This is a genomic window from Lysobacter sp. S4-A87 (genome assembly GCF_022637455.1).
GTDB lineage: Bacteria > Pseudomonadota > Gammaproteobacteria > Xanthomonadales > Xanthomonadaceae > Lysobacter_J.
On sequence record NZ_CP093341.1, the window covers coordinates 2,553,213 to 2,577,336 of the forward strand.

17 protein-coding genes are annotated in these 24,124 nt (G+C 68.2%); 12 read left to right on the plus strand and 5 right to left on the minus strand.

From position 1 onward, the window contains the following. The first annotated feature begins 99 nt into the window (after positions 1-99). Positions 100-975, plus strand: a complete 876-nt coding sequence (locus MNR01_RS11470) for a methylglyoxal synthase (RefSeq protein WP_241917934.1) — start codon at positions 100-102, stop codon at positions 973-975. A gap of 19 nt (positions 976-994) precedes the next feature. Then, positions 995-1,618, plus strand: coding sequence for a thymidine kinase (locus tag MNR01_RS11475; RefSeq protein ID WP_241917935.1), 624 nt, complete (start codon positions 995-997; stop codon positions 1,616-1,618). Positions 1,619-1,620: 2 nt separating this feature from the next. Here the strand turns inward: MNR01_RS11475 and MNR01_RS11480 are convergent, their stop codons facing one another. From MNR01_RS11480 to mutM, 3 genes are all read right to left on the minus strand, one after another. Next, a complete protein-coding gene (locus MNR01_RS11480; RefSeq protein ID WP_241917936.1) occupies positions 1,621-4,452 on the minus strand; it encodes a serine/threonine-protein kinase in 2,832 nt (943 codons plus the stop codon). Between the two features lie 21 nt (positions 4,453-4,473). After that, positions 4,474-5,037 (minus strand): ECF-type sigma factor, encoded by a 564-nt coding sequence (locus tag MNR01_RS11485; protein WP_158731879.1) that lies wholly within the window; start codon positions 5,035-5,037, stop codon positions 4,474-4,476. A gap of 115 nt (positions 5,038-5,152) precedes the next feature. After that, complete coding sequence (gene mutM / locus MNR01_RS11490) at positions 5,153-5,965, minus strand: bifunctional DNA-formamidopyrimidine glycosylase/DNA-(apurinic or apyrimidinic site) lyase (protein ID WP_241917937.1); 813 nt, start codon at positions 5,963-5,965, stop codon at positions 5,153-5,155. Positions 5,966-6,014: 49 nt separating this feature from the next. Here mutM and MNR01_RS11495 point away from each other — a divergent pair, with 49 nt between their 5' ends. From MNR01_RS11495 to MNR01_RS11530, 8 genes are all read left to right on the plus strand, one after another. After that, positions 6,015-6,905: a CHAD domain-containing protein gene (locus MNR01_RS11495; RefSeq protein ID WP_241917938.1), complete on the plus strand. Its 891-nt coding sequence runs from the start codon at positions 6,015-6,017 to the stop codon at positions 6,903-6,905. A gap of 160 nt (positions 6,906-7,065) precedes the next feature. After that, complete coding sequence (locus MNR01_RS11500; RefSeq protein ID WP_241917939.1) at positions 7,066-8,253, plus strand: fatty acid desaturase; 1,188 nt, start codon at positions 7,066-7,068, stop codon at positions 8,251-8,253. Between the two features lie 44 nt (positions 8,254-8,297). After that, a complete protein-coding gene (locus MNR01_RS11505) occupies positions 8,298-8,645 on the plus strand; it encodes a hypothetical protein (RefSeq protein ID WP_241917940.1) in 348 nt (115 codons plus the stop codon). Between the two features lie 127 nt (positions 8,646-8,772). After that, on the plus strand, positions 8,773-9,858 hold the full coding sequence (locus MNR01_RS11510) for a histidine kinase (protein WP_241917941.1): 1,086 nt from the start codon (positions 8,773-8,775) through the stop codon (positions 9,856-9,858). 2 nt (positions 9,859-9,860) lie between these two features. After that, positions 9,861-10,760, plus strand: a complete 900-nt coding sequence (locus MNR01_RS11515; protein ID WP_241917942.1) for a LytTR family DNA-binding domain-containing protein — start codon at positions 9,861-9,863, stop codon at positions 10,758-10,760. Between the two features lie 241 nt (positions 10,761-11,001). After that, positions 11,002-14,100 carry an efflux RND transporter permease subunit gene (locus MNR01_RS11520; protein ID WP_241917943.1) on the plus strand — a complete coding sequence of 1,033 codons (3,099 nt, stop codon included), beginning with the start codon at positions 11,002-11,004 and terminating at the stop codon, positions 14,098-14,100. Positions 14,101-14,126: 26 nt separating this feature from the next. After that, positions 14,127-15,230 carry an efflux RND transporter periplasmic adaptor subunit gene (locus tag MNR01_RS11525; protein WP_241917944.1) on the plus strand — a complete coding sequence of 368 codons (1,104 nt, stop codon included), beginning with the start codon at positions 14,127-14,129 and terminating at the stop codon, positions 15,228-15,230. A gap of 226 nt (positions 15,231-15,456) precedes the next feature. Next, positions 15,457-17,826 (plus strand): Tex family protein, encoded by a 2,370-nt coding sequence (locus tag MNR01_RS11530; protein ID WP_241917945.1) that lies wholly within the window; start codon positions 15,457-15,459, stop codon positions 17,824-17,826. A gap of 111 nt (positions 17,827-17,937) precedes the next feature. Here the strand turns inward: MNR01_RS11530 and MNR01_RS11535 are convergent, their stop codons facing one another. Then, positions 17,938-19,599: an MFS transporter gene (locus tag MNR01_RS11535; protein ID WP_241917946.1), complete on the minus strand. Its 1,662-nt coding sequence runs from the start codon at positions 19,597-19,599 to the stop codon at positions 17,938-17,940. 14 nt (positions 19,600-19,613) lie between these two features. Beyond that, complete coding sequence (locus tag MNR01_RS11540; RefSeq protein WP_241917947.1) at positions 19,614-21,071, minus strand: DcaP family trimeric outer membrane transporter; 1,458 nt, start codon at positions 21,069-21,071, stop codon at positions 19,614-19,616. A gap of 290 nt (positions 21,072-21,361) precedes the next feature. Between MNR01_RS11540 and acs the strand changes: the two genes are divergently transcribed. Together acs and MNR01_RS11550 are read left to right on the plus strand one after the other, a co-directional pair. After that, positions 21,362-23,314, plus strand: a complete 1,953-nt coding sequence (gene acs / locus MNR01_RS11545) for an acetate--CoA ligase (protein ID WP_241917948.1) — start codon at positions 21,362-21,364, stop codon at positions 23,312-23,314. 9 nt (positions 23,315-23,323) lie between these two features. Next, complete coding sequence (locus MNR01_RS11550) at positions 23,324-23,992, plus strand: response regulator transcription factor (protein WP_241917949.1); 669 nt, start codon at positions 23,324-23,326, stop codon at positions 23,990-23,992. Positions 23,993-24,124: the final 132 nt, after the last annotated feature.

The window sequence follows — 24,124 nt, forward strand, 5'->3', positions numbered from 1 at the left end:
ACCGCTCATTCGAAAACCTCCTTAATGTAGGAGCCAGCTTGCTGGCGACCGCCCTGCGGTCGCCGATAAGCTGGCTCCGTTCATTCAGGGGGAACACCCATGCGCCTTGGTCTGGCCGCCAACCGTCTGCACCATCTCAGTGAGGACGCGGCGCTGTTCCGCTGGCTGCGCGCCTGCGAATCCGGAATCCGCGAGATGCAGGTCAGCCTGCACGTGGTCGGACGCACCTTCGACGCGATCACCGCCGCCGGCATGCTCGCCGGCTACCCGGGCCTGCGCCGCTATCCCTATGGCCGCGAGGGGGGCCTGATGAAGCTGGTGGCGGAAGTGGTGGGGGTCGACCATGACGAACGCACGCTCGACGGCGCGATCTACCTGATCGATCCGGTCGATCCGTCCTCGGTGTTTCCGGAGGCGGCCGCGCTCAAGCGCCAGTGCGTCATCCACGGCAAGCCCTTCATCACCACGGTGGCCTCGGCCCGCGACTGGGTCGAGGCGGAGCGGATTCGCGCCGGCCTGCTCCCGGACCCCTCCGCCGATCGCCTGCACGATTTCGAGGGGCAGACGATGGCGCTGATCGCCCACGATGCGATGAAGCCGCAAATGATGGCCTTCGCCGCCGAGAACTTCGACCTGCTCTCGCGCTTCGCCCGCCGCGTCGCCACCGGCACCACCGGGCAGCGCCTTAACGAGCTGGCCTGGAGCCGCGGCTGGCCGCAGGGCCGCTCGTGGGTGCATCGCTACCAGAGCGGCCCAATGGGCGGCGACGCCCAGATCGCCGACCTGGTGCTGGAGCGTCGCTGCCAGCGCGCGATCTTCTTCGAGGATCCGCACGTGGCGCGCCAGCACGAGGCCGACATCCAGCTGCTCGAGCGCGCGGTGACCACCGTCACCGACGAGGCCGTGTGCATCACTGCCCCGGCCGTGGCCCAGCGCTGGGCGAGTGCGGCAGCGGAGCGTGCCAGGCGCCGCTGACCGCCTTTAAACTGCACGCATGGCCAAGCTCTATTTCTATTATTCGGCGATGAACGCCGGCAAGACCACGACGCTGCTGCAGTCGGCGCACAACTACCGCGAGCGCGGCATGCGCGTGGCGATCCTCACCCCGCGCCTGGACGATCGCGCCGGCAGCGGCACGGTGGCTTCGCGTATCGGCCTGCGCGCCGATGGCATCGCCTTCGAGCGCAACGACGACCTGGAAGCCATCGTCCGTTCCGACATCCTCGCCCACGGCCCGTTGCATTGCGTGCTGGTGGACGAGGCGCAGTTCCTGAACCGGTCGCAGGTCTGGCAGTTGAGCGAGGTGGTCGATGCGCTGCGCATCCCGGTGCTCTGCTACGGCCTGCGCACCGATTTTCGCGGCGAGCTGTTCGAGGGCAGCCAGTACCTGCTCGCCTGGGCCGACGAACTGACCGAGATCAAGACCATCTGCCACAGCGGCAAGAAGGCGACGATGGTGGTTCGCGTGGATGCCCAGGGCCGTGCGGTGCACGAGGGGCCGCAGGTCGAGATCGGTGGCAACGACCGCTACATCTCGGTATCGCGCGCGGAGTACAAGAAGATCATGCGCGGCGAAGGCACGATCGAGCCGGTGCAGCCGTCGCTGCAGCTGGGCTAGCTTCAGCCGCAGCCGCGAACGATCGCCCCTACCTCGCGCGGGATCGCCCCGCCATCGGGCTGCGCCGTCTTCAACTGCTCCTGCAGCGTGTCCAGTCGCGCCAGCGCCGGCGCGCGGTCCGGTCCGTGGCAGCGCAGTTGCGCGGCGTACGCCTGCGCGCGCCACGCCGTGCGGCGCAGGTCGAGATCGTTGTGCGGCATTCCGGCCAGGGCGTCCAGTCGTAGCAGCGCGCTGTCATCGCCTTCCAGTGCCTGTTGCCGCGCCAAGGCCAGTTCGGCTTCGCGCGTGTGCGGATGGGTGGCGCCATAGCCGCTGCGCGTCAGCGTGACCGCTTGCGCGAGGTGGGCCATGCCCTGTTCGCGCTGCCCCAGCGCAAGCTCGACCTGGCCCAGCAGGCGGTCGGTATCGCCCAGCAGCGGATGACGTGGGCCGAGCTGCGCCAGGCGCAGTTCGCGCGCTTCCTGGATCGACTTCAATGCTGCGCGGTCGCGGCCCATCGCGTGCAGCACGCGGGCCTGGTCGTACAGCGCGTCGGCGAGGTGTGCGTTGTCCTTCTGCCTGCGCGCGATGACTACTGCGCGCTGCAATGCCGTCAGCGCGGTCGCGGTCTCGCCGCGTTCCCAGGCCACCTGGCCGAGGCGGCGCTGCAGGCCGCCCAGTTCGATCATGCCGCGGCGGGTCTCCGCCGGGTCGACGGTTTCGGGCGCCAACCGCCGTTGCAGTGCGGCGATCGCCGCGCGCAGCTCGGTCTCGGCCTGGCGATAGTGGCCCTGGTCGATGTGCAGCATCGCCATCTGCCGGCGCAGCGACAGCGTCACCGGATGCTGGGCGCCGTAGACCTCCAGCGCGATTGCGAAGGCCTCGCTGGCCTCGCGTTCGGCGGCGTCGACCTGGCCCAGGCCTTGTCGCAGCGATGCCACGCGGCTGCCGATCTCGGCCAGCAGGGCGTGCCGTTCGCCGACCTTCTGCCGCAGCTGCGTGCGTGCCTTGCCGTAACCGTCCAGCGCGGCACCGGTCTGCCCGGCATCGGCCTGCAGGTTGGCCAGGTCGATCAGGTTCTCGACCGTGCCGACTTCGTCGCGGTCATCGCGACGCAGTGCCAGCGAACGCTCGAACAGCAGCCGTGCGCCTTGCAGTTCGCCGTTGTCGCGACGGCAACGTCCGAACTGCGAATAGTATTCGCTGATCTGCGGCGGCAACTGCGCCTGCTCGCGACGCGCCATGGTCAGCGCCGGCAGCATGAGGTCGATGCACTGGCTGGGTTCGCCCAGCAACCGCAGCGCCTGTCCGCGCTGGGTCAGCGATTCGATCTGCAGGCTGACGGGAATGTCATCGGTGCTGGCCAACACGCCGGCCTGGCGGTTCAACAGCACCAGCGCCTCGCGGTAGTCGCCCAGGCCCATGCGCAGGCGCGCGATCACGCCCAGCAGTTCGGCGCGCGCACGCGGCTGTCGCGCCAGCTCGCGGTTGCCGCGCGCGAGCGAACCGTCGAGCAGGCCGCGCAGGTCCAGCGCCTGGCCTTCCGGCGTGCCGCGCGCACTTTCGAACACGCCGACCATGAAGTCCTGCATCGCCTGCGCGCGTCCGGCTTCGGCGACGGCCTGCCGGCCCTGCCAGGCGACGATCGCCAGCGCGGCGCTGAGCACGATCGCGATCAGTCCGCCGGTGGCGAGCGACCAGCGATGGCGTCGCAGGTATTTGCCGAACCGGTACCCCACGCTCTGCGGTCGCGCCTGCACCGGTCGGCCGGCCTCGTAACGGGTCAGGTCCAGCGCCAGCGCCTCGACCGAGGGATAGCGTTGTTCGGGGCGCTTGGACAGCGTCTTGAGGACGATGTTGTCCAGGTCGCCGGCGAGCATGCGCGCCTGGCGGCGCAGCGCGTGGACGTCGGCGCCGCTTTCCTCGCTCCGGTGCAGCAGCGTCTGCGAGGGGCGTTGCGGGTCGGCGGCGAGGATCGCCTCTTCCCACTCGGCGTCGGTCTGCCGCTTGAGGCGGTAGGGCTTGGTGTCGGTGAGCAGTTCGAACAGCACCACGCCCAGTGCGTACACGTCGGTCATCGTCGTGACCGGCTCGCCGCGCACCTGTTCCGGCGCAGCGTAGTGCAGGGTGAAGGCGCGCACGCCGGTGCGGGTCTGCTCGATCATCGGCGCATCGGAGTCGAGCAGCTTGGCGATGCCGAAGTCGAGCAGGCGCACGTCGCCGCTGGGGGTGACCAGGATGTTGGACGGCTTGAGGTCGCGGTGGACGATCAGGTTGGCGTGGGCGTGGCTGACCGCATCGCAGATCTGGTGGAACATCCGCAGCCGCTGCTCCACCGGCAGCTGGTGGTTGCGGCAGTAGTCGGTGATCGGTTCGCCTTCGACGAACTCCAGCGCCAGATAGGGCAGGCCGTCGCTGGTGACGCCGGCGTCGAGCAGGCGCGCGATGTGGGGATGCGCCAGCCGCGCCAGGATCTGCCGCTCGCGCGAGAAGCGCACGCGCAGGTTGCTGTCGGCCAGGCCCGGCCGCAGCAGCTTGAGCGCGACGCGGCGCTGGTAGAGGCCGTCGGCGCGCGCGGCCAGCCACACCTGGCCCATGCCGCCTTCGCCGAGCATTCGCTCGAGTTTGTAGGGACCGACCTCGGCACCGGCGCGCAGGCCGGCGAGCGGGGCGATCAGCGGTTCGGAAAGGAAATCCTCGTGGTGCTCGTCGAGGGTGATCAGCGTCTGCAGTTCGTCGGCCAGCGCCGGGTCTTCCTCGCGCAGGCGTTGCAGGCGCTGTTCGCGCGCCTGGTCATCGAGCTCGAACAGCGCGTCGAGCAGCGGTGATATCCGTTGCCAGCGCTCGGTGTCCACGGGGCTGCCCCTGGGCTGGCCTCAGGAGTCTTTCAGCGACGCCAGCAGGAACAGCCGCGCCTTCTGCCAGTCGCGACGGATGCTGCGCTCGGAGCGTTCCAGCAGTGCGGCGATCTCCAGCTCCGACAGGCCGGCGAAATACCGAAGTTCCACCACCTGGGCCAGGCGCGGATCGACTGCGGCCAGCTTGGTCAGTGCGGTGTCCAGGCCGAGGGTGTCCTCGTCCAGGCGCAGTCCGCCTTCGACATCGTCGGGCAGTTCGGTGACGCGGTGCAGGTCGCCGCCACGCTTCTGCGCCAGGCGCTGGCGGGCGTAATCGACCACCACCGAACGCATGGCGGAGGCGGCATAGGCGAAGAAATGCGCGCGATCGTCGAACTGCGCTTCACGGCGGCCGATCAGCTTGAGATAGGCCTCGTGCACGAGCGCGGTGGCGTCGAGCGTCTGCCCGTGCTGGCCGGCGAGCTGGCGCCGAGCCATGGTGTGAAGTTCCTGGTAGAGGGTGGCCAGGACGCGGTCCAACGCGCCACGGTCGCCTTCACGTGCAGCATCCAGCAGCAATGTGATATCGGCAGTTTCGGCCATAGGGAGCCCCCTCCGCAGTGGCCGGACTATAGCGCGTTTCGCTGTTTTGGCCTGTGCACGAAGGCCTTCACATCCATTGGTCATCCCCGGCTTCGCGGGGATGACGAGAGCGGGCCTACTTCTGGCAAGTTCCGCACCACACCGTCGCACGCTGCCCGATTGCAGCGTGTTTCAAGGGTCGGCCGCAACGCGGGCAGGGCTCGCCACCGCGGCCGTAAGCCGACAGTTCCTGCTCGAAATAGCCCGGCGCACCGTCGGGACTGATGAAGTCGCGAAGCGTCGTGCCACCGCGGTCGATGGCGTGGCCGAGGATGCGGCGGATCTGTGCGACCAGTGTCTGGTAGCGCTCCCGCGACACCTTGCCAGCCGCCCGCAGCGGCGAAACTCGGGCGGCGAACAGGGCCTCGGCGACGTAGATGTTGCCCACCCCGACCACCACCTTCTGGTCCATCAGGAAGGTCTTCACCGGCGCGCTGCGGCCGCGGCTGAGCGCGAACAGGTAGTCGCCGTCGAAGTCGTCCGACAGCGGTTCCGGCCCCAGGCCCGCCAGCAGGTCGTGGGTCTCGCCCGGCCCCTGCCAGAGCAGGCTGCCGAAGCGACGCGGGTCGTTGAAGCGCAGCACCTGGCCCGAGTCCAGGGCCAGGTCGACGTGGTCGTGGGCGCGCACCGGGGTGTCGCCCGGCAGCACCCGCAGGCTGCCCGACATGCCCAGGTGCAGCAGTGCACTGCCGGCGGCGGTGTCGAGCAACAGGTACTTGGCGCGGCGGCGAACCGCTTCGATGCGCTGGCCGGGCAGGACCTGGCGGATCTCGTCCGGGATCGGCCAGCGCAGGTCGGGCCGGCGCAGGGTGGCGGTGACCACGCGACGGCCTTCGACGTGCGGCGCCAGGCCGCGACGGGTGGTTTCTACTTCGGGCAACTCGGGCATGTGGCGAGCGTACTATCCGGACATCCGATGGGTGGGGTCCGGGCACCCGATGGTCAAGGCCGCAATGGGCACGAGCGCGGAAACGTCCAGCATTGCCGTCGACCGCAAGGTCGTCGCCATGCCCGTATTGCCGATGCCCTCGCCGGGGCCGGACCTGCGCGACTACGCGCTGTCCGAGCTGGACGCCGCCCTGGATGCGCTCGGCCAGCCCGGCGACGAAATCCATGAAGGCATCCACCGTGCCCGCAAGGGCCTGCGTCGCGTGCGCGCAGCCCTTGCGCTGGGCGACGGCATCCTCGGCCCGGGAGTTGCGCTGCTCGACCGCGAGATCAAGCACCTCAACACCGGGCTGTCCGGACTGCGCGATGCGCATGCACTGGTGGAAACGCTGGAGCGGTTGCGCAAGCGTTCGCGCAAGGGCGAGACCCGGCAACTGCTCGACCAGGCTGGGGCCGATGCCGTCGTCGCCCGCATGGCCATCACCGAAGTGGAGTTGTCGATGGATCCGGGCCTGGGCCAGCGCCGCGGATTGATCGAGGTGCTGGCGGCGGCGGTGCCCGCGCTGGACTGGGCGCGACTGACGCCATCTGCGGCGCGAATGGCCCTGGCCGACAGCGACGACCGCAGCCAGAACGCGCGCGACATCGCCCTGCGGAAGGGCCGGGACAGCGACTGGCACCGCTGGCGGCGCCGGGCCCGGCGCGCGTCGCAGCAGCGGCGCGCGCTGGAAGCGGCGGGCGTGAGCGTTCCGGCGACCGAGCCTGACGTCTTCGACAAACGCACCACCGAACGCCTCGGCGAAGCCCAGGATCTGACCCTGCTGCTCGACCACTGCGGCAAGGGATCCCCGTTCAGCAAGGAAGACCGCCGCGCCCTGCGCGCCTACGCCGAACCGGCCCTGGCGCGACTGCGCAAGCGGATTTCGACCGTCCGTCGCTGATCGCGCGGGTCGGTCTTGCGGGCCGATGTGAACGACCCCATCACATCTTCCGGCCATACCGGCGCGCAGGGTGGGCCGGGGCTGGCATCATCACCTCAGGATCGAGCGTGTTTGCCGGTCTGACTGTGCGGTCTGACTGTGCGTTTCGGGAGTTATTTCAATGTTCGTTTCATCCCTGCTCGATTTCCTTGCCGGCGGCATCCTCCAGGCCAGTTGGGTCGAGCTTCTCGTCTATCTCCTGGTCGTCACCCAGCTGACGATCTTCTCGGTCACGCTCTATCTGCACCGTTCGATGGCGCATCGCTCCGTCGACTTCCATCCGGTGCTGGCGCATTTCTTCCGCTTCTGGACGTGGCTGACCACCTCGATGATCACGCGCGAGTGGGCAGCGATCCATCGCAAGCATCACGCCAAGTGCGAGACCGAGGAAGACCCGCACAGCCCGCAGTTCAAGGGCATCGACACGGTGATGTGGCGCGGCGTCGAGCTGTACCGCGAAGCGCGCGCGCAGCGCGACGACATCGAGAAGTACGGCAAGGGCTGCCCGGACGACTGGATCGAACGCAACCTCTACACCCGCCACGCGACGATGGGGCCGGTGGTGTTGCTGTTCGTCAGCTTCGCGCTGTTCGGTTTCGCCGGCGTCGCCGTGTGGGCGATCCAGATGCTGTGGATTCCGTTCTGGGCCGCTGGCGTGGTCAACGGCCTGGGCCACTGGTGGGGCTACCGCAATTTCGAAACCACCGACACCGCGACCAACCTCACCCCGTGGGGCTTCTGGATCGGCGGCGAAGAGCTGCACAACAACCACCATGCGTTCCCGAGCTCGGCGAAGTTCGCGCTGCGCAAGTTCGAGTTCGACATCGGCTGGAGCGCGATCAAGCTGTTCGAGAAGGTGGGCCTGGCCAAGGTGCTGCGCGTCGCACCGACCCTGGACGTACGCCCCAACATCGCCATGCCCGACAGCGAGACGTTGAAAGCGTTGCTGGCGATCCGCTTCCAGGCGATGACCGACTACTACCGCAACGTCACCCTGCCGGCGCTGCGCGAAGCGAAGTTCAAGCTGCCGCGCAGCCTGCGCCAGGGCCTGGCCGACGACGGTCGCTGGCTCGACGACGACAAGCGCGCCAAATTGCAGGCCTGGCTGGCCGAGCGCCCGAGCATGGCCACGCTGGCCGAGTACCGCCAGCGACTGGCGCAGGTGCTCGATGAGCGTTCGCATGATGCCCAGGCTACGCTGGCCAAGCTGCAGGCCTGGTGCGCCGAGGCCGAGGCCAGTGGCAACCAGGCACTGCAGGCGTTCTCCGCACGGCTGAAGGGCTACGCCCTCGCACCGGCGCACGCCTGAGCACCTCGCGCGTGATGCCTCCGGTGTTGCGCAATGACACGCCCGTGCCGAAAGGTGCGGGCGTTTCGTTTGCGCTGCTGCTCGCACTTGCCCTGACGCCTGCGGTTGCGTTCGCGCAGGTGCAGGCCACTGGCGACTACCTCTCGCGCATGGACAGCGACGGCGACGGACGCATTGCCTTGCCCGAGTTCCAGGACTGGATGAGCTACGCCTTCACCCGCATGGACGTCGATGCCGACGGCGTGCTGACTCCGGCCGAACTGCCGGGCGGTCGTGGCAAGCCGGTCAGCCTGGCCGAGCATCGGCAGACGCTGGCGACCACTTTCGCCCGCCAGGACCGCAACAAGGACGGCTACCTGGACGCACGCGAGCTGGCGTCTCCGCCACAGTAAGCGGCCTCGACCTTCGCCCCCGCACGCCCAAGCGGCGAACCGTGCGTCCCCTGCGCCGAGCCGTTGCCGGCCCCCCACCCGCGCAGGCGTAGCATCTGGGTCCTGTACCGCCAGACCCGCTGCGCCCATGGCCATCGCTGCATCGCACCCGCTCGACCTGCCTCGCCAGCATCTGTTCTGGCTGCTCCACCTCAGTGGCTGGGCCGCCTATTTCTCGCTGGGCTACCTGTCCGCCATCGCCCACGACAAGCCATCGGGCTACTGGATCGTGCCGTTGACCGCGGCCGCCACCGGCGCCGTTGCCACCCTGGGCCTTCGCTATCTGTTGCGCGCCTGTTGGGGCCTGCCGCCGCGGCGACTGCTGATCGTGATGGTGGTGCCGATCCTCGCCAGCTCGGCAGTGATGGACCTGACCACGCGCACGGTGCTGATCGAGTTCTGCGAAACCTGCGTCCCGGCCAACCGCGCGGCCTACGTCGCCTATGCCCTGAGCTACATCTACGTGGTGCTGGCCTGGGTTGGCCTGTACCTGGGCATCAAGTACTACGGGCAGCTGCAGGACGAGACCCGACGCGCACTGGCGGCCCGCACGATGGCCCACCAGGCGCAGCTGAAGATGCTGCGCTACCAGCTCAACCCGCACTTCCTGTTCAACACGCTCAACGCGATTTCGACGCTGATCCTCGACCGCGACAACGCCACCGCCAATCGCATGGTGCAGGGGTTGTCGGCGTTCCTGCGGCATTCGCTCGACAACGATCCGATGCAGCGGGTGACGCTGCGCCAGGAGCTCGACGCGCTGACCCTGTACCTGGACATCGAGAAGATCCGCTTCGCCGAGCGCCTGCGCATCGAGACCGACATCGACGAGGACTGCTGGCGCGCGCTGCTGCCGAGCCTGCTGCTGCAGCCGCTGGTCGAGAACGCCATCAAGTACGCCGTCGCCAAGCAGATTGCCGGCGGCATGCTGCGGATCGAGGCCAGGCGCGAAGGCGCGCAACTGGTGCTGTGCGTGATCGACGACGGCCCCGGTTGTGATTGCCTGGAAGGCGGGCAGCTGCCGCCCGGCAAGGGCGTGGGCCTGCGCAACACGCGTGAGCGCCTGAGCGTGCTCTACGGCGATGCCAGCGGCTTCGGCGTGCGCAATCGCGAGCGCGGCATCGAAGTCACGCTGCGGTTGCCGTTCGAAACCTCCCAGACCATCGGAGAGTGAGCATGGACCGGGCAAGGACGGGCCGCGGCCACAACGGCACCGGCGACGGAAACGGAAACGGAAACGGAAACGGAAACCTTCGTGCAGGCGAGCCGATCACGAAGCTGCGCGCGATCGTTGTCGACGACGAGCCACTGGCGCGGCGCGGGCTGGAGATACGCCTGGCCGACCACGCCGACGTCGAGATCGTCGGTCAGTACGGTGATGGTGCCGCCGCCATCGAAGGACTGCGGCGGCACCGCCCCGACCTGATGTTCCTCGACGTGCAGATGCCGGGCATGGACGGTTTCGAGACCCTGCGCAGCATTCCCGCGGTGGAGATGCCGCTGGTGGTGTTCGTCACTGCCTACGACCACTACGCGATCCGCGCGTTCGAGGCCTCAGCCACTGACTACCTGCTCAAGCCGGTCGATGACACGCGCCTGCACCAGGCGCTGGCCAAGGTGAGGCAGGCGCACTCGCAACGCGAAGCCAGCGGCCACTGCGCGCACCTGCTGGGCCTGCTGAGCGAGCTCAGCGGACACCCGATGCTGGACCTCGACGAAGCCCTCAAGCCCGACGCGCTCGAACAATTGCGCCGCGAGGACAAGCTCGCCGTGCGCGATGGCGGGCGCACGGTCCGCGTCGATCTCAACAGCATCCGCTGGATCGACGCCGCCGGCGACTACATGTGCATCCATACCGACAACGAGACGCTGGTGTTGCGCGCGACGATGCGCGACCTGGAGAAGCAGCTCGATCCGCAGCGATTCCCGCGCATCCATCGATCGACGATAGTGAACGCGCGCCGCGTCGTCGAGATGCGTCCACACACCAACGGCGAAGGCTACCTGCGGCTGGACTGCGGGCAGGAACTGAAGCTGTCGCGCAGCCACCGGGACAAGCTCGACCTGCTGCTGTAGTGGCGGGCTGGGCAACGCTGAGAACAGGCGGAGGAACGCCCGGTTACGGCCGAGCCAGCTCCTGGCAGCGAGGCCGTGGCAAGAAGCGCGCCATTATTGTCGCTTCCGTTCCCCCTCAACGCTTCACCGCGCCCAACCCACCGTTCAACGCAAAGGCCGAGAACGCGTGACTTACGGGCCATCTGCGCGGTAAGCATCGCGGCGCATCGTGCGCACCGCACTCCCCCTGCGGACCAAGCCGATGAAACTCACCGACGCCTCGCTACGAAACCCGGCCGCGGTCGCCGTGATCGTGGCCATGGTCTGTGCATTCGGGCTGATGAGCCTGTTCAAGCTGCCGCTGCAACTGTTCCCCGACATCGAGCGCCCGCAGATGTCGGTGCAGACCAGCTGGCGCGCGGCCTCGCCGCAGGAAATGGAATCGGAGATCGTCGAGCCGATCGAAGCGGTGATGCAGGGCCTGCCCGGGCTGGAGGAGATCGAGTCCAACGTCAATGCCGGCAACAGCTTCATCAACCTGACCTTCGCCGTCGGCAACGACATGGATGCGATGCTGGTGGAAGTGCTGTCGCGCATGAACCGACTGCAGCCGCTGCCGCGCGACGCCACGCCGCCGGTGGTGCAGAGCGGCGCCGACAACGCCAACAACTCGCTCACCTACTTCTTCGTACAGAAGCTGCCGGGGACTCCCGGCGACATCCTCGACTTCCGGCAGATGATCGAGGACCGGATCGTGCCGAAGATCTCGGCGGTCGAAGGCGTGGCCGGTGTCGAGATCAACGGCGGTGCGCCGGAAGAGCTGACCATCAGCCTGAACCTGGAACGCGCCGCGGCGATGGGCATCCAGATTCCGGACGTTGCTGCCGTCGCCGCACGCGCCACCGATGTGTCCGGTGGCGTGGTCGAGGCCGGTCGCCGCGAGTACGTGCTGCGCTTCGCCGGCCGCTACTCGCCCGAGGCGATGGGAAATCTCATCCTGGCGTGGCGCGACGGCCGCCCTGTGCGCCTGGCCGATGTCGCCAAGGTCGAAGTGAAACGGCCCGAACAGCGCTTCTTCGCCTACCAGAACGGCAATCCGGCGATCGGCCTGCGCATCATCCGCGAGACCGGCGCCAACGTGCTCGACACGCTCGACGAAGTGAAGCGCGTGGTGGCGGAGGTCCGCGAGAAGGACCTGAAGCCGCTCGGCCTCGACATCGCCCAGAGCTTCGACGCCTCGGTCTTCATCAATCGCGCGATCAGCCTGCTGTCGGGCAGCCTCGGCGCCGGCGTGCTGCTCGCCGTTGGCTGCCTGTGGTGGTTCCTGCGTGACGTGCGCGCCACCGCGCTGATCGCCTGCGCCATTCCGATCTCGCTGCTGGCCACGTTCATCGTGCTGCAGCTCACCGGCCGCAGCCTCAACGTGATCTCGCTGGCGGGCCTGGCATTCGCGGTCGGCATGGTCATGGATGCGGCCGTCGTGGTCGCCGAGAACATCGTGCGCCTGCGCGAGGAAGGCATGCCCGCGCGCCAGGCCGCGCTCGAGGGCACCAGCCAGGTCGCCGTTGCGCTGGTGGCCTCCACCATCACGACCGTGGCGGTGTTCCTGCCGGTGATCTTCATGGAGGATGTCGAGGGACAACTGTTCGCCGACCTCGCGCTGACCATCTCGATTGCGGTCGCCATCTCGCTGGTCGTCGCCGTCACGGTGCTTCCGGCTGCAGCGGGCAGCTGGCTGCGCGAGCGCAAGGACACGCGTGAGCAGCACCGCACCTGGTCGCGCGTCAGCGACTGGGCCATGCGCGTCACCGCCGGGCGCCAGCGCCAGTGGATGTGGGTGGGTGGCCTGGTGCTTGTCCCCGCGCTGCTGGCCGCGCTGCTGATGCCGAAGATCGACTACCTGCCGCCGGTCAAGCGTGCCGCCGTGGACGCGATCTTCAACTTCCCGCCCGGCATGGGTCCGGAGCGGGTCAACCAGGAAATCGCGCCGTCCGTGCTCGAGCGCATGCGCCCGTACATGGATGGCGGGAAGAGCCCGCAACTGAGCAACTGGTACCTGCTGCTGTGGCCGGGCGGCGGCACGATCGGTGCACGCGTGGTCGACCCCGACCAGATCGGCGAGCTCGAGCGCGTCGTCCGCGACGAAGTGGTGGTGGGCTTCCCCGACACCCGCGCGTTCGCCAGCGAGGGTGAACTGTTCGGCAGCTTCGGCGGTTCGGCGCGTGCGATCGCGATCCACCTGCAGCATGCCGATGGCGACGCACTGGCGCGCGCCGCCGAGGCCGGCCGCAAGCTGCTGTCCGAGCGCTTCCAGGGGGCCAACGTCCAGGCATGGCCCAGCGCCGATGCCGGCACGCCGGAACTGCGCATCAATCCCGATGACCGTCGCCTGGCCGAAGTCGGCTGGCGCCGCCCGGAACTCGGCACCGTCGTGCGCACGCTGGGCGATGGCCAGTGGCTCGGCGAACACTTCGACGGCGACCGCCGGCTGGCGATCATCCTGCGCACCGATCGCGACAGCAGCATCTCGCGGCTGGGCGCAGCGCCACTGGCGACGCCGCAGGGCGGCGTGCTCAGCCTGGCCGAGCTGGCGCAGGTCGATACCGTCCTCGCGCCGAACCAGCTGCGCCGCATCGATCGCCGCCGCACGGTGACGCTCACCGTCGACCCGCCGGCAGCAATGTCGCTGGAGGAAGCCCTCGACATCGTCGATACCGACGTCGTCCCCGCACTGCGCAAGGACTTGCCGGCCGACGCCGAGATCCGAGTCTCCGGCAGTGCCGACCGCCTCGATGAAGTCGTGCGCAGCATGGGCATGAACTTCGCGATGGCGCTGGTGGTGTTGTTCATGCTGATGGCGGCGATGTTCCGCTCGTTGCGAGACAGTGCCTTCGTCATGGCGACCTTGCCCATGGCCGTGCTCGGCGGCGTGCTCGGCCTGCGCGTGCTCGACCTCGTCGCCGGGCAGACCCTGGACCTGCTGTCGATGATCGGCTTCATCATGCTGCTGGGCATGGTGATCAACAACGCGATCCTGCTGGTCGCGCAGACCCGCGATGCCCAGGCGGCGGGCGCCACGCTCGACGAAGCGCTGCACCAGGCCCTCGATCAGCGCCTGCGCCCGATCCTGATCGGCGCCCTCACCGGCGTGCTCGGTGCGCTGCCGATGGCCATCAACCCCGGTCCCGGCGCGGTGATCTATCGCGGGCTGGCGGCCGTGTCGGTCGGCGGCGTCGGTCTGAGCCTGGTTTTCCTCGTCGTGCTGATTCCCGCGCTGCTGCGACTGGCCGACTCGCGTCGTCAGACCGCGACGGCAGTCGATGGCATCGGCGCCGCGCCCGTTCCGCAGCCTTCCCCCTGAATGTCACTCCTCCCCCGGAGATCGCCATGCGCACCTTGCACAAGCCCGAAAAAGTACTGATTGCCGCGGCGCTGGCTGCGGTCCTGACCGTTCCGCTCATCGACCTGGATGCCGGCGCCAGCGCACCTCCCCCCGAGGCGCCGCCCGCGATCGTCAGCGTGGCCGCCGCGGTCAGTACCGAGCTGGCGCCGCGGCACTGGGCCCCCGGCAGCGTGATCAGCCGGCAGGACGCACACGTGGCCAGCGAGCAGGATGGGCGCGTGATCAAGGTCGCCGAAGTAGGGCAGAACGTGCGCGAGGGCGATCCCATCGCCGTCCTCGACGACACCGCGCTGCGTCTGCGCGAGCGTGAGGCGCAGGCCGACCTGGCCCGCATCCAGGCGCAGCTCGGCATGGCGACCCGCCAGGAACAGCGCTACGCCCAGCTCGCCCAGCAGCAGAACATCGCCCGCGCCCAGCATGAACAGTTGCAGGCCGATCGCGACATGCTGATCCAGGAGCGCGCACGTGCCCAGGCCCTGCTCGAACAAACCCGCCACCAGCGCACGCAGATGCTGGTGCGCGCACCCTTCGACGGTGTCGTCGCCGAACGCGAGGTGGAGCTGGGCGAATTCGTGAATACCGGCGACGCCGTTGCCCGCGTCGTCGACACGGCCGAGCAGGAAGTGCGCGTCCGCGCGCCGGTCGATCTTGCCCGGCACCTGGCGGTGGGCACGCCGGTGCAGGTGCGCGTGGGTGACAGCGAACGCGGGCATCCGGTGAGCGCGCTGGTCCCGGTCGGCGACGAAGCATCGCGGCAACTGGAGCTGCGCATCAAGATGGATGCGAGCGAGTTCCCGGTCGGCACCGCGGTCGAAGTCGGCATGCCGAGCGCGGCCAGGCGCGCCGTGGTGGCGGTGCCGCGCGACGCAGTGATCCTGCGTCGCGAAGGAGACTTCGTCCTGCGCGTTGGCGGCGACAACAAGGCCGAGCGGTTGCCGGTGAAGACCGGCACCGAGGTCGGCGATCTCGTCGAGGTCAGCGGCAACGTCAAGGCAGGCGACCGCCTGATCGTGCGCGGCGGCGAGCGCGTCGAACCGGGTCAGGCGGTCACCATCCAGGACCTGTCGCGTGCGGTGTCGGTGCGCTGACCGTGTCGACATGAAACCTCGTGGCCCGGGTAAGCGCAGCGCACCCGGGGCCAGCCCGCGGACCAGGCGTCCTCCCGGGTGCGCTGCGCTTACCCGGGCTACGGATGAACAGGGTCGGCAGGGGTGAACGCACTCCAGCGCGGTGCTGTCAACGGGTTACGCCCCAGCGCCTGCATTGCGACAATCGCCTTCTCCCCGGATCTCCGGGTTTTCACGATTGGATGCAATGCAGGACCACAAGCACGTCGCCGCTCAAGTCGCGAGCAAGATCGCCCGTCTCATCGCCGAGGAAATCGGCGCACAGACGCAACAGGCCCAGTCCGCCATCGCCCTGCTCGACGAGGGCGCGACGGTGCCGTTCATCGCGCGCTACCGCAAGGAAGTGACCGGCGGCCTCGACGACACCCAGCTGCGCAACCTTGAGACGCGTCTGACCTACCTGCGCGAACTGGAGGACCGCCGCGCCGCGGTGCTGGCCAGCATCGAGGAGCAGGGCAAGCTCAGCGACGAGCTGCGTGGCGAGATCGAAGCGGCCGACAGCAAGTCGCGCCTGGAGGACCTGTACCTGCCGTACAAGCCCAAGCGCCGCACCAAGGCGCAGATCGCGCGCGAGGCCGGCCTGGAGCCGCTCGCCGAAGGCCTGCTGGCCGACCCGATGCTGGTGCCGGAAGAGTTCGCCGCTGGCTTCGTCGATGCCGACAAGGGCGTGGCCGACACCAAGGCCGCGCTCGACGGCGCCCGCGCGATCCTGATGGAGCGCTGGGGCGAAGACGCGGCGCTGGTCGGCGAGCTGCGCGGCTGGCTGCATGAGGTCGGCGTGATCCGCGCCCGCGTCGCAGAGGGCAAGGAGCTGGCCGGCGAGAAGTTCCGCGACTACTTCGATCATGCCGAACCGCTGTCGAAGATCCCCTCGCACCGCTTGCTCGCGCTGTTCCGCGGCCGTCGCGAGGAGTTCCTGTTCCTCGACCTCGACCCGGGCACCGATGCCGCTGCCGGCCACCTGCAGGCCGAAGGCCGCGTCGCCGTGCATGCCGGTATCAAGGCGCAGGGCCGCCCGGCCGACAAGTGGCTGATGGACTGCTGCCGCCTCACCTGGAAGGCCAAGCTGCACCTGCACCTGCTGCTCGACCTGTTCGCGCAGGCGCGCGAGAAGGCCGAAGTCGAAGCGATCGATGTCTTCGGCGACAACCTCAAGGACCTGATGCTGGCCGCACCGGCCGGCGCCAAGGCGGTGCTGGGCCTCGATCCGGGCCTGCGTACCGGCGTCAAGGTCGCCGTGGTCGACCGCACCGGCAAGTTCGTCGACCACGCGACGATCTATCCGCACGAGCCCAAGCGCCAGTGGGACCAGTCGCTGTCGCTGCTGCGCCAGCTGTGCGTCAAGCACCAGGTCGAACTGATCGCGATCGGCAACGGCACCGCCTCGCGCGAGACCGACAAGCTTGCTGCCGACCTGATCAAGCTCGCACCGACGCTGTCGATGCAGAAGATCGTCGTCAGCGAGGCCGGTGCATCGGTGTACTCGGCGTCCGAGTTCGCCGCCAGGGAGTTCCCGAACCTCGACGTGTCGATCCGCGGCGCGGTGTCGATCGCACGACGCCTGCAGGATCCGCTGGCCGAGCTGGTCAAGATCGAGCCCAAGGCGATTGGCGTGGGCCAGTACCAGCATGACGTCGACCAGTTCCGCCTGGCGCGCACGCTCGATGCGCGCGTGGAGGACTGCGTGAATGCCGTTGGCGTCGATGTGAACACCGCCTCGGCGGCGCTGCTGACGCGCGTGTCGGGCCTGTCGTCGACGGTGGCCGAGAACATCGTCGTCTACCGCGACAGCAACGGCGCCTTCAAGAGCCGCAAGGAGCTGTTGAAAGTGCCGCGCCTGGGCGACAAGACCTTCGAGCAATGCGCCGGCTTCCTGCGCATCAGCGACGGCGACCAGCCGCTGGACGCATCGTCGGTGCACCCGGAGGCCTATCCGGTGGTCGAGCGCATCCTCAAGCAGTGCGGTCGCGAGGTGAAGCAGGTCATCGGCGATGCCTCGCTGCTGCGCGGCCTCAAGCCCGAGCAGTTCACCGACGAGCGTTTCGGCGTGCCTACCGTGCGCGACATCCTCAAGGAACTGGAGAAGCCGGGCCGCGACCCGCGCCCCGAGTTCAAGGCAGCACGCTTCGCCGACGGCGTCGAGGACATCAAGGACCTGCGCGAGGGCATGATCCTGGAAGGCGTGGTCAGCAACGTCGCCGCGTTCGGCGCGTTCGTCGACATCGGCGTGCACCAGGACGGCCTGATCCACATCTCGGCGCTGTCGGACAAGTACGTCAAGGATCCGCGCGAAGTGGTGAAGGCCGGCGACATCGTCAAGGTCAAGGTGCTGGAGGTCGATGTCGCCCGCAAGCGCATTGCGCTCACACGTCGCCTGGACGACACGCCGGCGCCGCGCGTGCCCGGCGAGGAGCGTGGCGCGCGGCCGAACCAGAACCGCGGCGGTCATCGCGACGGCAACCGGGACGGCAACCGTGGCGCGCCCTCGCCGAAGCAGGCGCCGGCACCGGCGAACAATGCGCTGGCGGCGGCGTTCGCTCGCGCCAAGAAGAACTGAAGCACCCGTCGTCCTCGTCCCGTCATTCCCGCGTAGGCGGGAACCGGACAAACAACAACGCCGGCCCAGGGCCGGCGTTGTCGTTACCGCACTACGACGAGAGGGACAGCGTTACTGCGTGATATCCACGTCCTTCGTCTCGCGCAGGAACAGCGAGCCGATCACGAAGGTCATCAGTGCGATCACGATCGGATACCACAGGCCGTAGTACATGTTGCCGGTGGCAGCGACCAGGGCGAAGGCGATCGTCGGCAGGAAGCCGCCGAACCAGCCATTGCCGATGTGGTACGGCAGCGACATCGAGGTGTAGCGGATGCGGGTCGGGAACAGCTCGACCAGCCATGCTGCGATCGGGCCGTACACCATGGTCACGTAGATCACCAGGATGGTCAGCACCACCAGCACCATCGGCTTGTTGATGCGCGCATCGTCGGCCTTCTCGGGATAGTTGCCGGCCTTCAGTGCGGCCTTCAGCTCACCGGTGAAGGCATCGCCCTTGGCCTTGCCGTCTTCCTTGCTCAGGCCCGCGCCTTCATAGCCAGCCACTTCGGTCGCACCGATGGTGACCTTGGCCACGCTGCCGGCCGGGGCTGCCTCGATCGTGTACGGCACGCCCGCCTTGGCCAGCGCCGCGGTGGCGATATCGCACGAGTTGGAGAAGACCTTCTTGCCGACCGGGTCGAACTGGAACGAGCAGGTGTCCGGATCGGCGTGAACCACGGCCGGGGCATTGGTGCTGGCTTCGGCAATGGCCGGATTGGCGTAGTGGGTCAGCGCCTTGAACAGCGGGAAGTAGGTCAGCGCGGCGATCAGGCAGCCGGCCATGATGATCTTCTTGCGACCGATCTTGTCCGACAGCCAGCCGAAGAACACGAAGAACGGCGTGCCGATGGCAAGCGCGGCAGCGATCAGCAGCCAGGTGGTGGTGGCGTCGACCTTGAGCGACTGCGTCAGGAAGTACATCGCGTAGAACTGGCCGGCGTACCAGACCACCGCCTGGCCGGCGGTGCCGCCCAGCAGCGCCAGCAGCACGATGCGACCGTTCTTGGTGAAGAAGCTCTCGGTGATCGGCGCCTTGGAGGTCTTGCCCTCGGCCTTCATCTGCTGGAACAGCGGCGACTCGTTGAGCTGCATGCGGATCCACACCGACACGCCGAGCAGGATGATCGACAGCAGGAACGGAATGCGCCAGCCCCAGGCCTCGAACGCCTCGGTGCCCAGGTAGGTGCGCACGCCCAGGATCACCAGCAGCGACAGGAACAGGCCGATCGTGGCCGTGGTCTGGATGAAGCTGGTGTACAGGCCACGCTTGCCGTGCGGGGCGTGCTCGGCGACGTAGGTCGCCGCGCCGCCGTACTCGCCGCCCAGTGCCAGGCCCTGCAGCAACCGCAACAGGATCAGGATGGCCGGTGCGGCAAAACCAATGCTGGCGTAGTTGGGCAGGATGCCGACCAGGAACGTCGATATGCCCATGATCACGATCGTGACCAGGAACGTGTACTTGCGGCCGATCATGTCGCCGATGCGACCGAAGATGATCGCGCCGAACGGGCGCACGGCGAAGCCGGCGGCGAAGGCGAGCAGGGCGAAGATGAAGGCGCTCGTTTCATTGAGGCCCGAGAAGAACTGCTTGGCGATGATCGCCGCGAGCGAGCCGTACAGGTAGAAGTCGTACCACTCGAACACGGTGCCGAGGCTGGAGGCGAAGATGACCTTCTTGTGCCCCTGTGTCAGCGCGGCGGGTTTGCCGGAGTTTGCGGTGATGGTGGACATTTGTTCGTCGCCCCTTAGAAGTTGTACTTCACGTGCGTCTGCAGGCGATTGAGGTCGCCGCGGTCGCCGTTCTCGAGTTCACGCTGGCCCCAGATCAGTTCGGCACCGAGATCGAGCTTGGGCAGCGGCGTGTAGATCACGTTGACGTGGCCGGACTGCGCCGCCTTGGTGATGAGAAGGCCGGTCAGCGCGGTGTTCTGGTCGTAGTCGGCGCGCGAGTAGAAGATGTTCGTGCGCAGCTTCGGACTGAACACGTGCCTCCAGCCGAGGAACCCGGCGACCACGTCGATGTTGTCCAGGTTGCCGGTGGAATCGAGCACGGCATCGTTGTTGAGTGCCAGGCCGATGTAGCGGCCGATGCCGCTGCCGCCGGTGACCATGTAGCGGATGTCGTCGTTCTTGCCGAGGTTGAACTTGCCCGAGACGCTGACGCCGTAGCCCATCTCGTCGGAGTCGATGTTGGCCGGGCCGTTCTGGAACTGCAGCTGTCGCACCAGGCCGGCGATACCGAAGTGGCCCCAGTCACCCTTGAAGGTATAGCGGCCGGTGAAGTCCGGCATCGGGCCATCGTCGCCCGACACCTGCGCCATGTTGCCGTTGAACGGCGTGTACACCGTCTCCGGGTTCTCCATCGAGAACGACCACGGGCCGTTGGTGTAGCGCAACTGGGCCTGGCGCACGAACACCGTGCCTTCGGTTGGGCCGAGGAAGTCGACCGTATCGGGCAGGGCGGCGGTGTCCTGGAAGTTGGTCCAGGTCTGGCCGGCCAGCCAGTTGTTCCATTGCACGTAGGCCTGGCGCAGGGTCAGCGCATAGGTGTTGGTGGCGATCTCGTTGCCGGTGAAGGCGGTGCTGCCGCCGCCGAACAGATCGAACTCCAGGTAGGCCTTGAGCTTGTCGCCGCTGTCTAGGTCGGTGTCGGCGCCGAACCAGAAGCGCGAGAAGTTCACGCCCATGTCGGTGTCGGAACCGCCCTCGTCGGTGTTGCCACCGCCGACCGGGATCGCCTTGGGCACGTAGAACAGGCGGCCGACGGTGCCGTCGGGGATGTCGCCGTCGTTGGTCTGGGTGAGCGAGGCGTCGAGCTTGATGAAACCGCCATAGCTGAAGCGCGTGCCCGGGTTGGCCGTGGCCATGATCGGTGCGGTCTGGATGGTCGGTTTGGCCGGCGCCGGCGGATTGCCGGCGGCGGCTCCGGCCGTTACGGCAGCAGCGGGGGCTGCAGGTGCGGCAGGGGCGGTCGCCTGGGCAGTCTTGACCTCGCTGATCTGGCTTTGCTGTTGCTGCTGTTGCGAGACCAGCTGCTTGACCATGGCTTCGAGCTGGGCGACGCGCGCTTCGAGCTCCTTCTCTTTCGCGGTCTGCGCGTAAGCCATCCCCGGCAACGCCAGCGCGACCAGCAGGGCGGCGGCGAGCGGGCGGCGACGCACGGTCGCGGCCTTCCTCGTCGGCGACGCAATGATTGCGGACATGATTCCTTCCCTCCCAACGGAACGCCGCACCCAATGCGCGGCTGCGGCCAGCCTGCTGTTGCATCGCGCTGCACAACCATTCCCCATTGGTCGTAGGCGAGGGGCTGTGGAGGCCATTTACGACTATCGTCTACACCCGGCGGGATGAGGCTTTAACGGTGAATGCGGCACACTGGACCGCTCGCCTCCCGGGCGCAGCCGGCCGCGGCCGCGCCGCCCCCGGGCCCGGACCGGAATCCCCGCCTCAACCCCGCCAGACACCCCGACAGAACCTTGTCCCGGAGCACGCCATGAACCACCCCGCCGTCGTCCATCCAGTCGATCCCGAATTCGCCGCCAGGTCACGGGTCACGCGCGAGGCGTACGAGCGCATGTACGCCGAGTCGGTCAGCCAGCCGGATGCGTTCTGGGGCAAGGTCGCGCAGCGCCTGGACTGGTTCAAGGCGCCGACCAGGGTCAAGGACGTCAGCTACCAGCTCGACGACTTCCATATCCGCTGGTACGAGGACGGCGAGCTCAATGCCAGCGTCAACTGCCTCGACCGCCACCTGGCCCAGCGCGGCGACAAGACCGCGCTGATCTTCGAGCAGGACGATCCTTCGAAGCCTGCCGAGCACATCACCTACCGCGACCTGCATGCGCGCGTGTGCAAGCTCGCCAACGCGCTGCGCTCGCTCGGCGTGCGCAAGGGCGACCGCATCACCATCTACCTGCCGATGATCCCGGAAGCGATCGTCGCGATGCTCGCCTGCGCCCGTGTCGGTGCGATCCACTCGGTGGTGTTCGGCGGCTTCGCCCCGAACTCGATCGCCGACCGCGTCGCCGACTGCACCAGCAAGCTGATCATCACCGCCGACGAAGGCCTGCGCGGCGGCAAGAAGGTGCCGCTCAAGGCCAACGTCGATGCGGCGCTGAAGATGCCCGGCACCAATACCGTGGAGACCGTGCTGGTGGTGCGCCATACCGGTTCGGCCGTCGACATGCAGATGCCGCGCGACCGCTGGTACGACGCTGTCGTCGACGGGCAATCGGAGGAGTGCGCGCCCGAGCGCATGAACGCCGAGGACCCGCTCTTCATCCTCTACACCTCCGGCTCCACCGGCAAGCCCAAGGGCGTGCTGCACACCACCGCCGGCTACCTGGTGTACGCCAGTTACACCCACGAGATGGTGTTCGACCTGCGCGACGACGACGTCTACTGGTGCACCGCCGACGTCGGCTGGGTCACCGGCCACAGCTATATCGTCTACGGGCCGCTGGCCAACGGCTCCACCGCGGTGGTGTTCGAGGGCGTGCCGAACTACCCGAGCGTGTCGCGCTTCTGGGAAGTGATCGACAAGCACAAGGTCACCATCTTCTACACGGCACCGACTGCGATCCGCGCACTGATGCGCGACGGCGACGAGCCGGTGAAGAAAACCTCGCGCGCCTCGCTGCGCCTGCTCGGCACGGTCGGCGAACCGATCAACCCCGAAGCCTGGCGCTGGTACTACGAAGTGGTGGGCGATTCGCGTTGCCCGGTCGTGGACACCTGGTGGCAGACCGAAACCGGCGGCATCCTGATCACGCCGCTGGCCGGCGCGATCGACCTCAAGCCGGGCTCGGCGACCAAGCCCTTCTTCGGTGTGCAGCCGGCGCTGGTCGATGCCAACGGCAAGCTGCTCGACGGCGAAGCCGAAGGCAACCTGGTCCTGCTCGATTCCTGGCCGGGCCAGATGCGCACCGTCTACGGCGACCACCCGCGTTTCATCGACACCTATTTCCGCACCTACCCGGGCATGTACTTCACCGGTGACGGTTGCCGTCGCGATGCCGATGGCTACTACTGGATCACCGGCCGCGTCGACGACGTGATCAACGTCAGCGGCCACCGCATCGGCACGGCCGAAGTCGAAAGCGCGCTGGTCTCGCACCCGAAAGTGGCCGAAGCGGCGGTGGTCGGGTTCCCGCACGACATCAAGGGCCAGGGCATCTATGCCTACGTGACGCTGATCGCCGGTGAAGCCGCGACGGAAGCCCTGCACAAGGAACTGATCGCCCACGTGCGCAAGGAAATCGGGCCGATCGCCACGCCCGATCACCTGCAATGGGCCCCCGGCCTGCCGAAGACGCGCTCGGGCAAGATCATGCGCCGCATCCTGCGCAAGATTGCGGAGAATGCACCCGATCAACTCGGCGACACCAGCACGCTCGCCGATCCGAGCGTGGTCGAAAGCCTGGTCAACGAACGTCGCGTGCCCTGACATCAGCCGATGCCGACCCTGCTGATCGCCGACGACCACCCGCTGTTCCGCGAAGCCCTGCGCGGCGCGGTCGCGCGGGTGCTGCCCGAGGCACAGCTGCGCGAGGCCGACAGCGTCGAAGCCCTGTACACGCTGGTGGAAGCAGAGCCCGACGCCGACCTGCTGCTGCTCGACCTGAACATGCCAGGCGCGCAGGGCTTCAGCGCCCTCGTGCACCTGCGCGGGCTGCACCCGCAACTTCCCATCGTGGTCGTGTCGGCGCGCGAGGAGCCCACGGTCATGCGCCGCGCGCTCGACCACGGCGCGGTCGGCTTCATCCCCAAGTCGGCCGATGCGGCGACGCTGGGCGAAGCGATCACGCGCGTACTCGACGGCGACCGTTGGGCGCCGGCGGCGGCGCTGTCGGCGCCGGCCGCGCACGCCGACGAACACGACGCCGCGCAGCGCCTGCGCGACCTCACGCCGCAACAGTTCCGCGTGCTGCAGATGCTCGGCTCCGGCCTGCTCAACAAGCAGATCGGCTACGAGCTGGGCGTGTCGGAGGCGACGGTGAAGGCCCACGTGACTGCGATCCTGCGCAAGCTCGGAGCCAGCAACCGCACCCAGGCCGTGCTGATCGCCGGCCGCCTCGCCCTGGACCCCAGCGCGATCGTCCCGCCCCCCGAAGAAGTCGAGTAACCCACCCGTAGCCCGGGTAAGCGAAGCGCACCCGGGATTCACGCGTGTCGCCCCGGAAGAAGTCGATAGCCCTGCCGTAGCCCGGGTAAGCGAAGCGCACCCGGGGTCCGCACGCATGAACCCCGGGTGCGC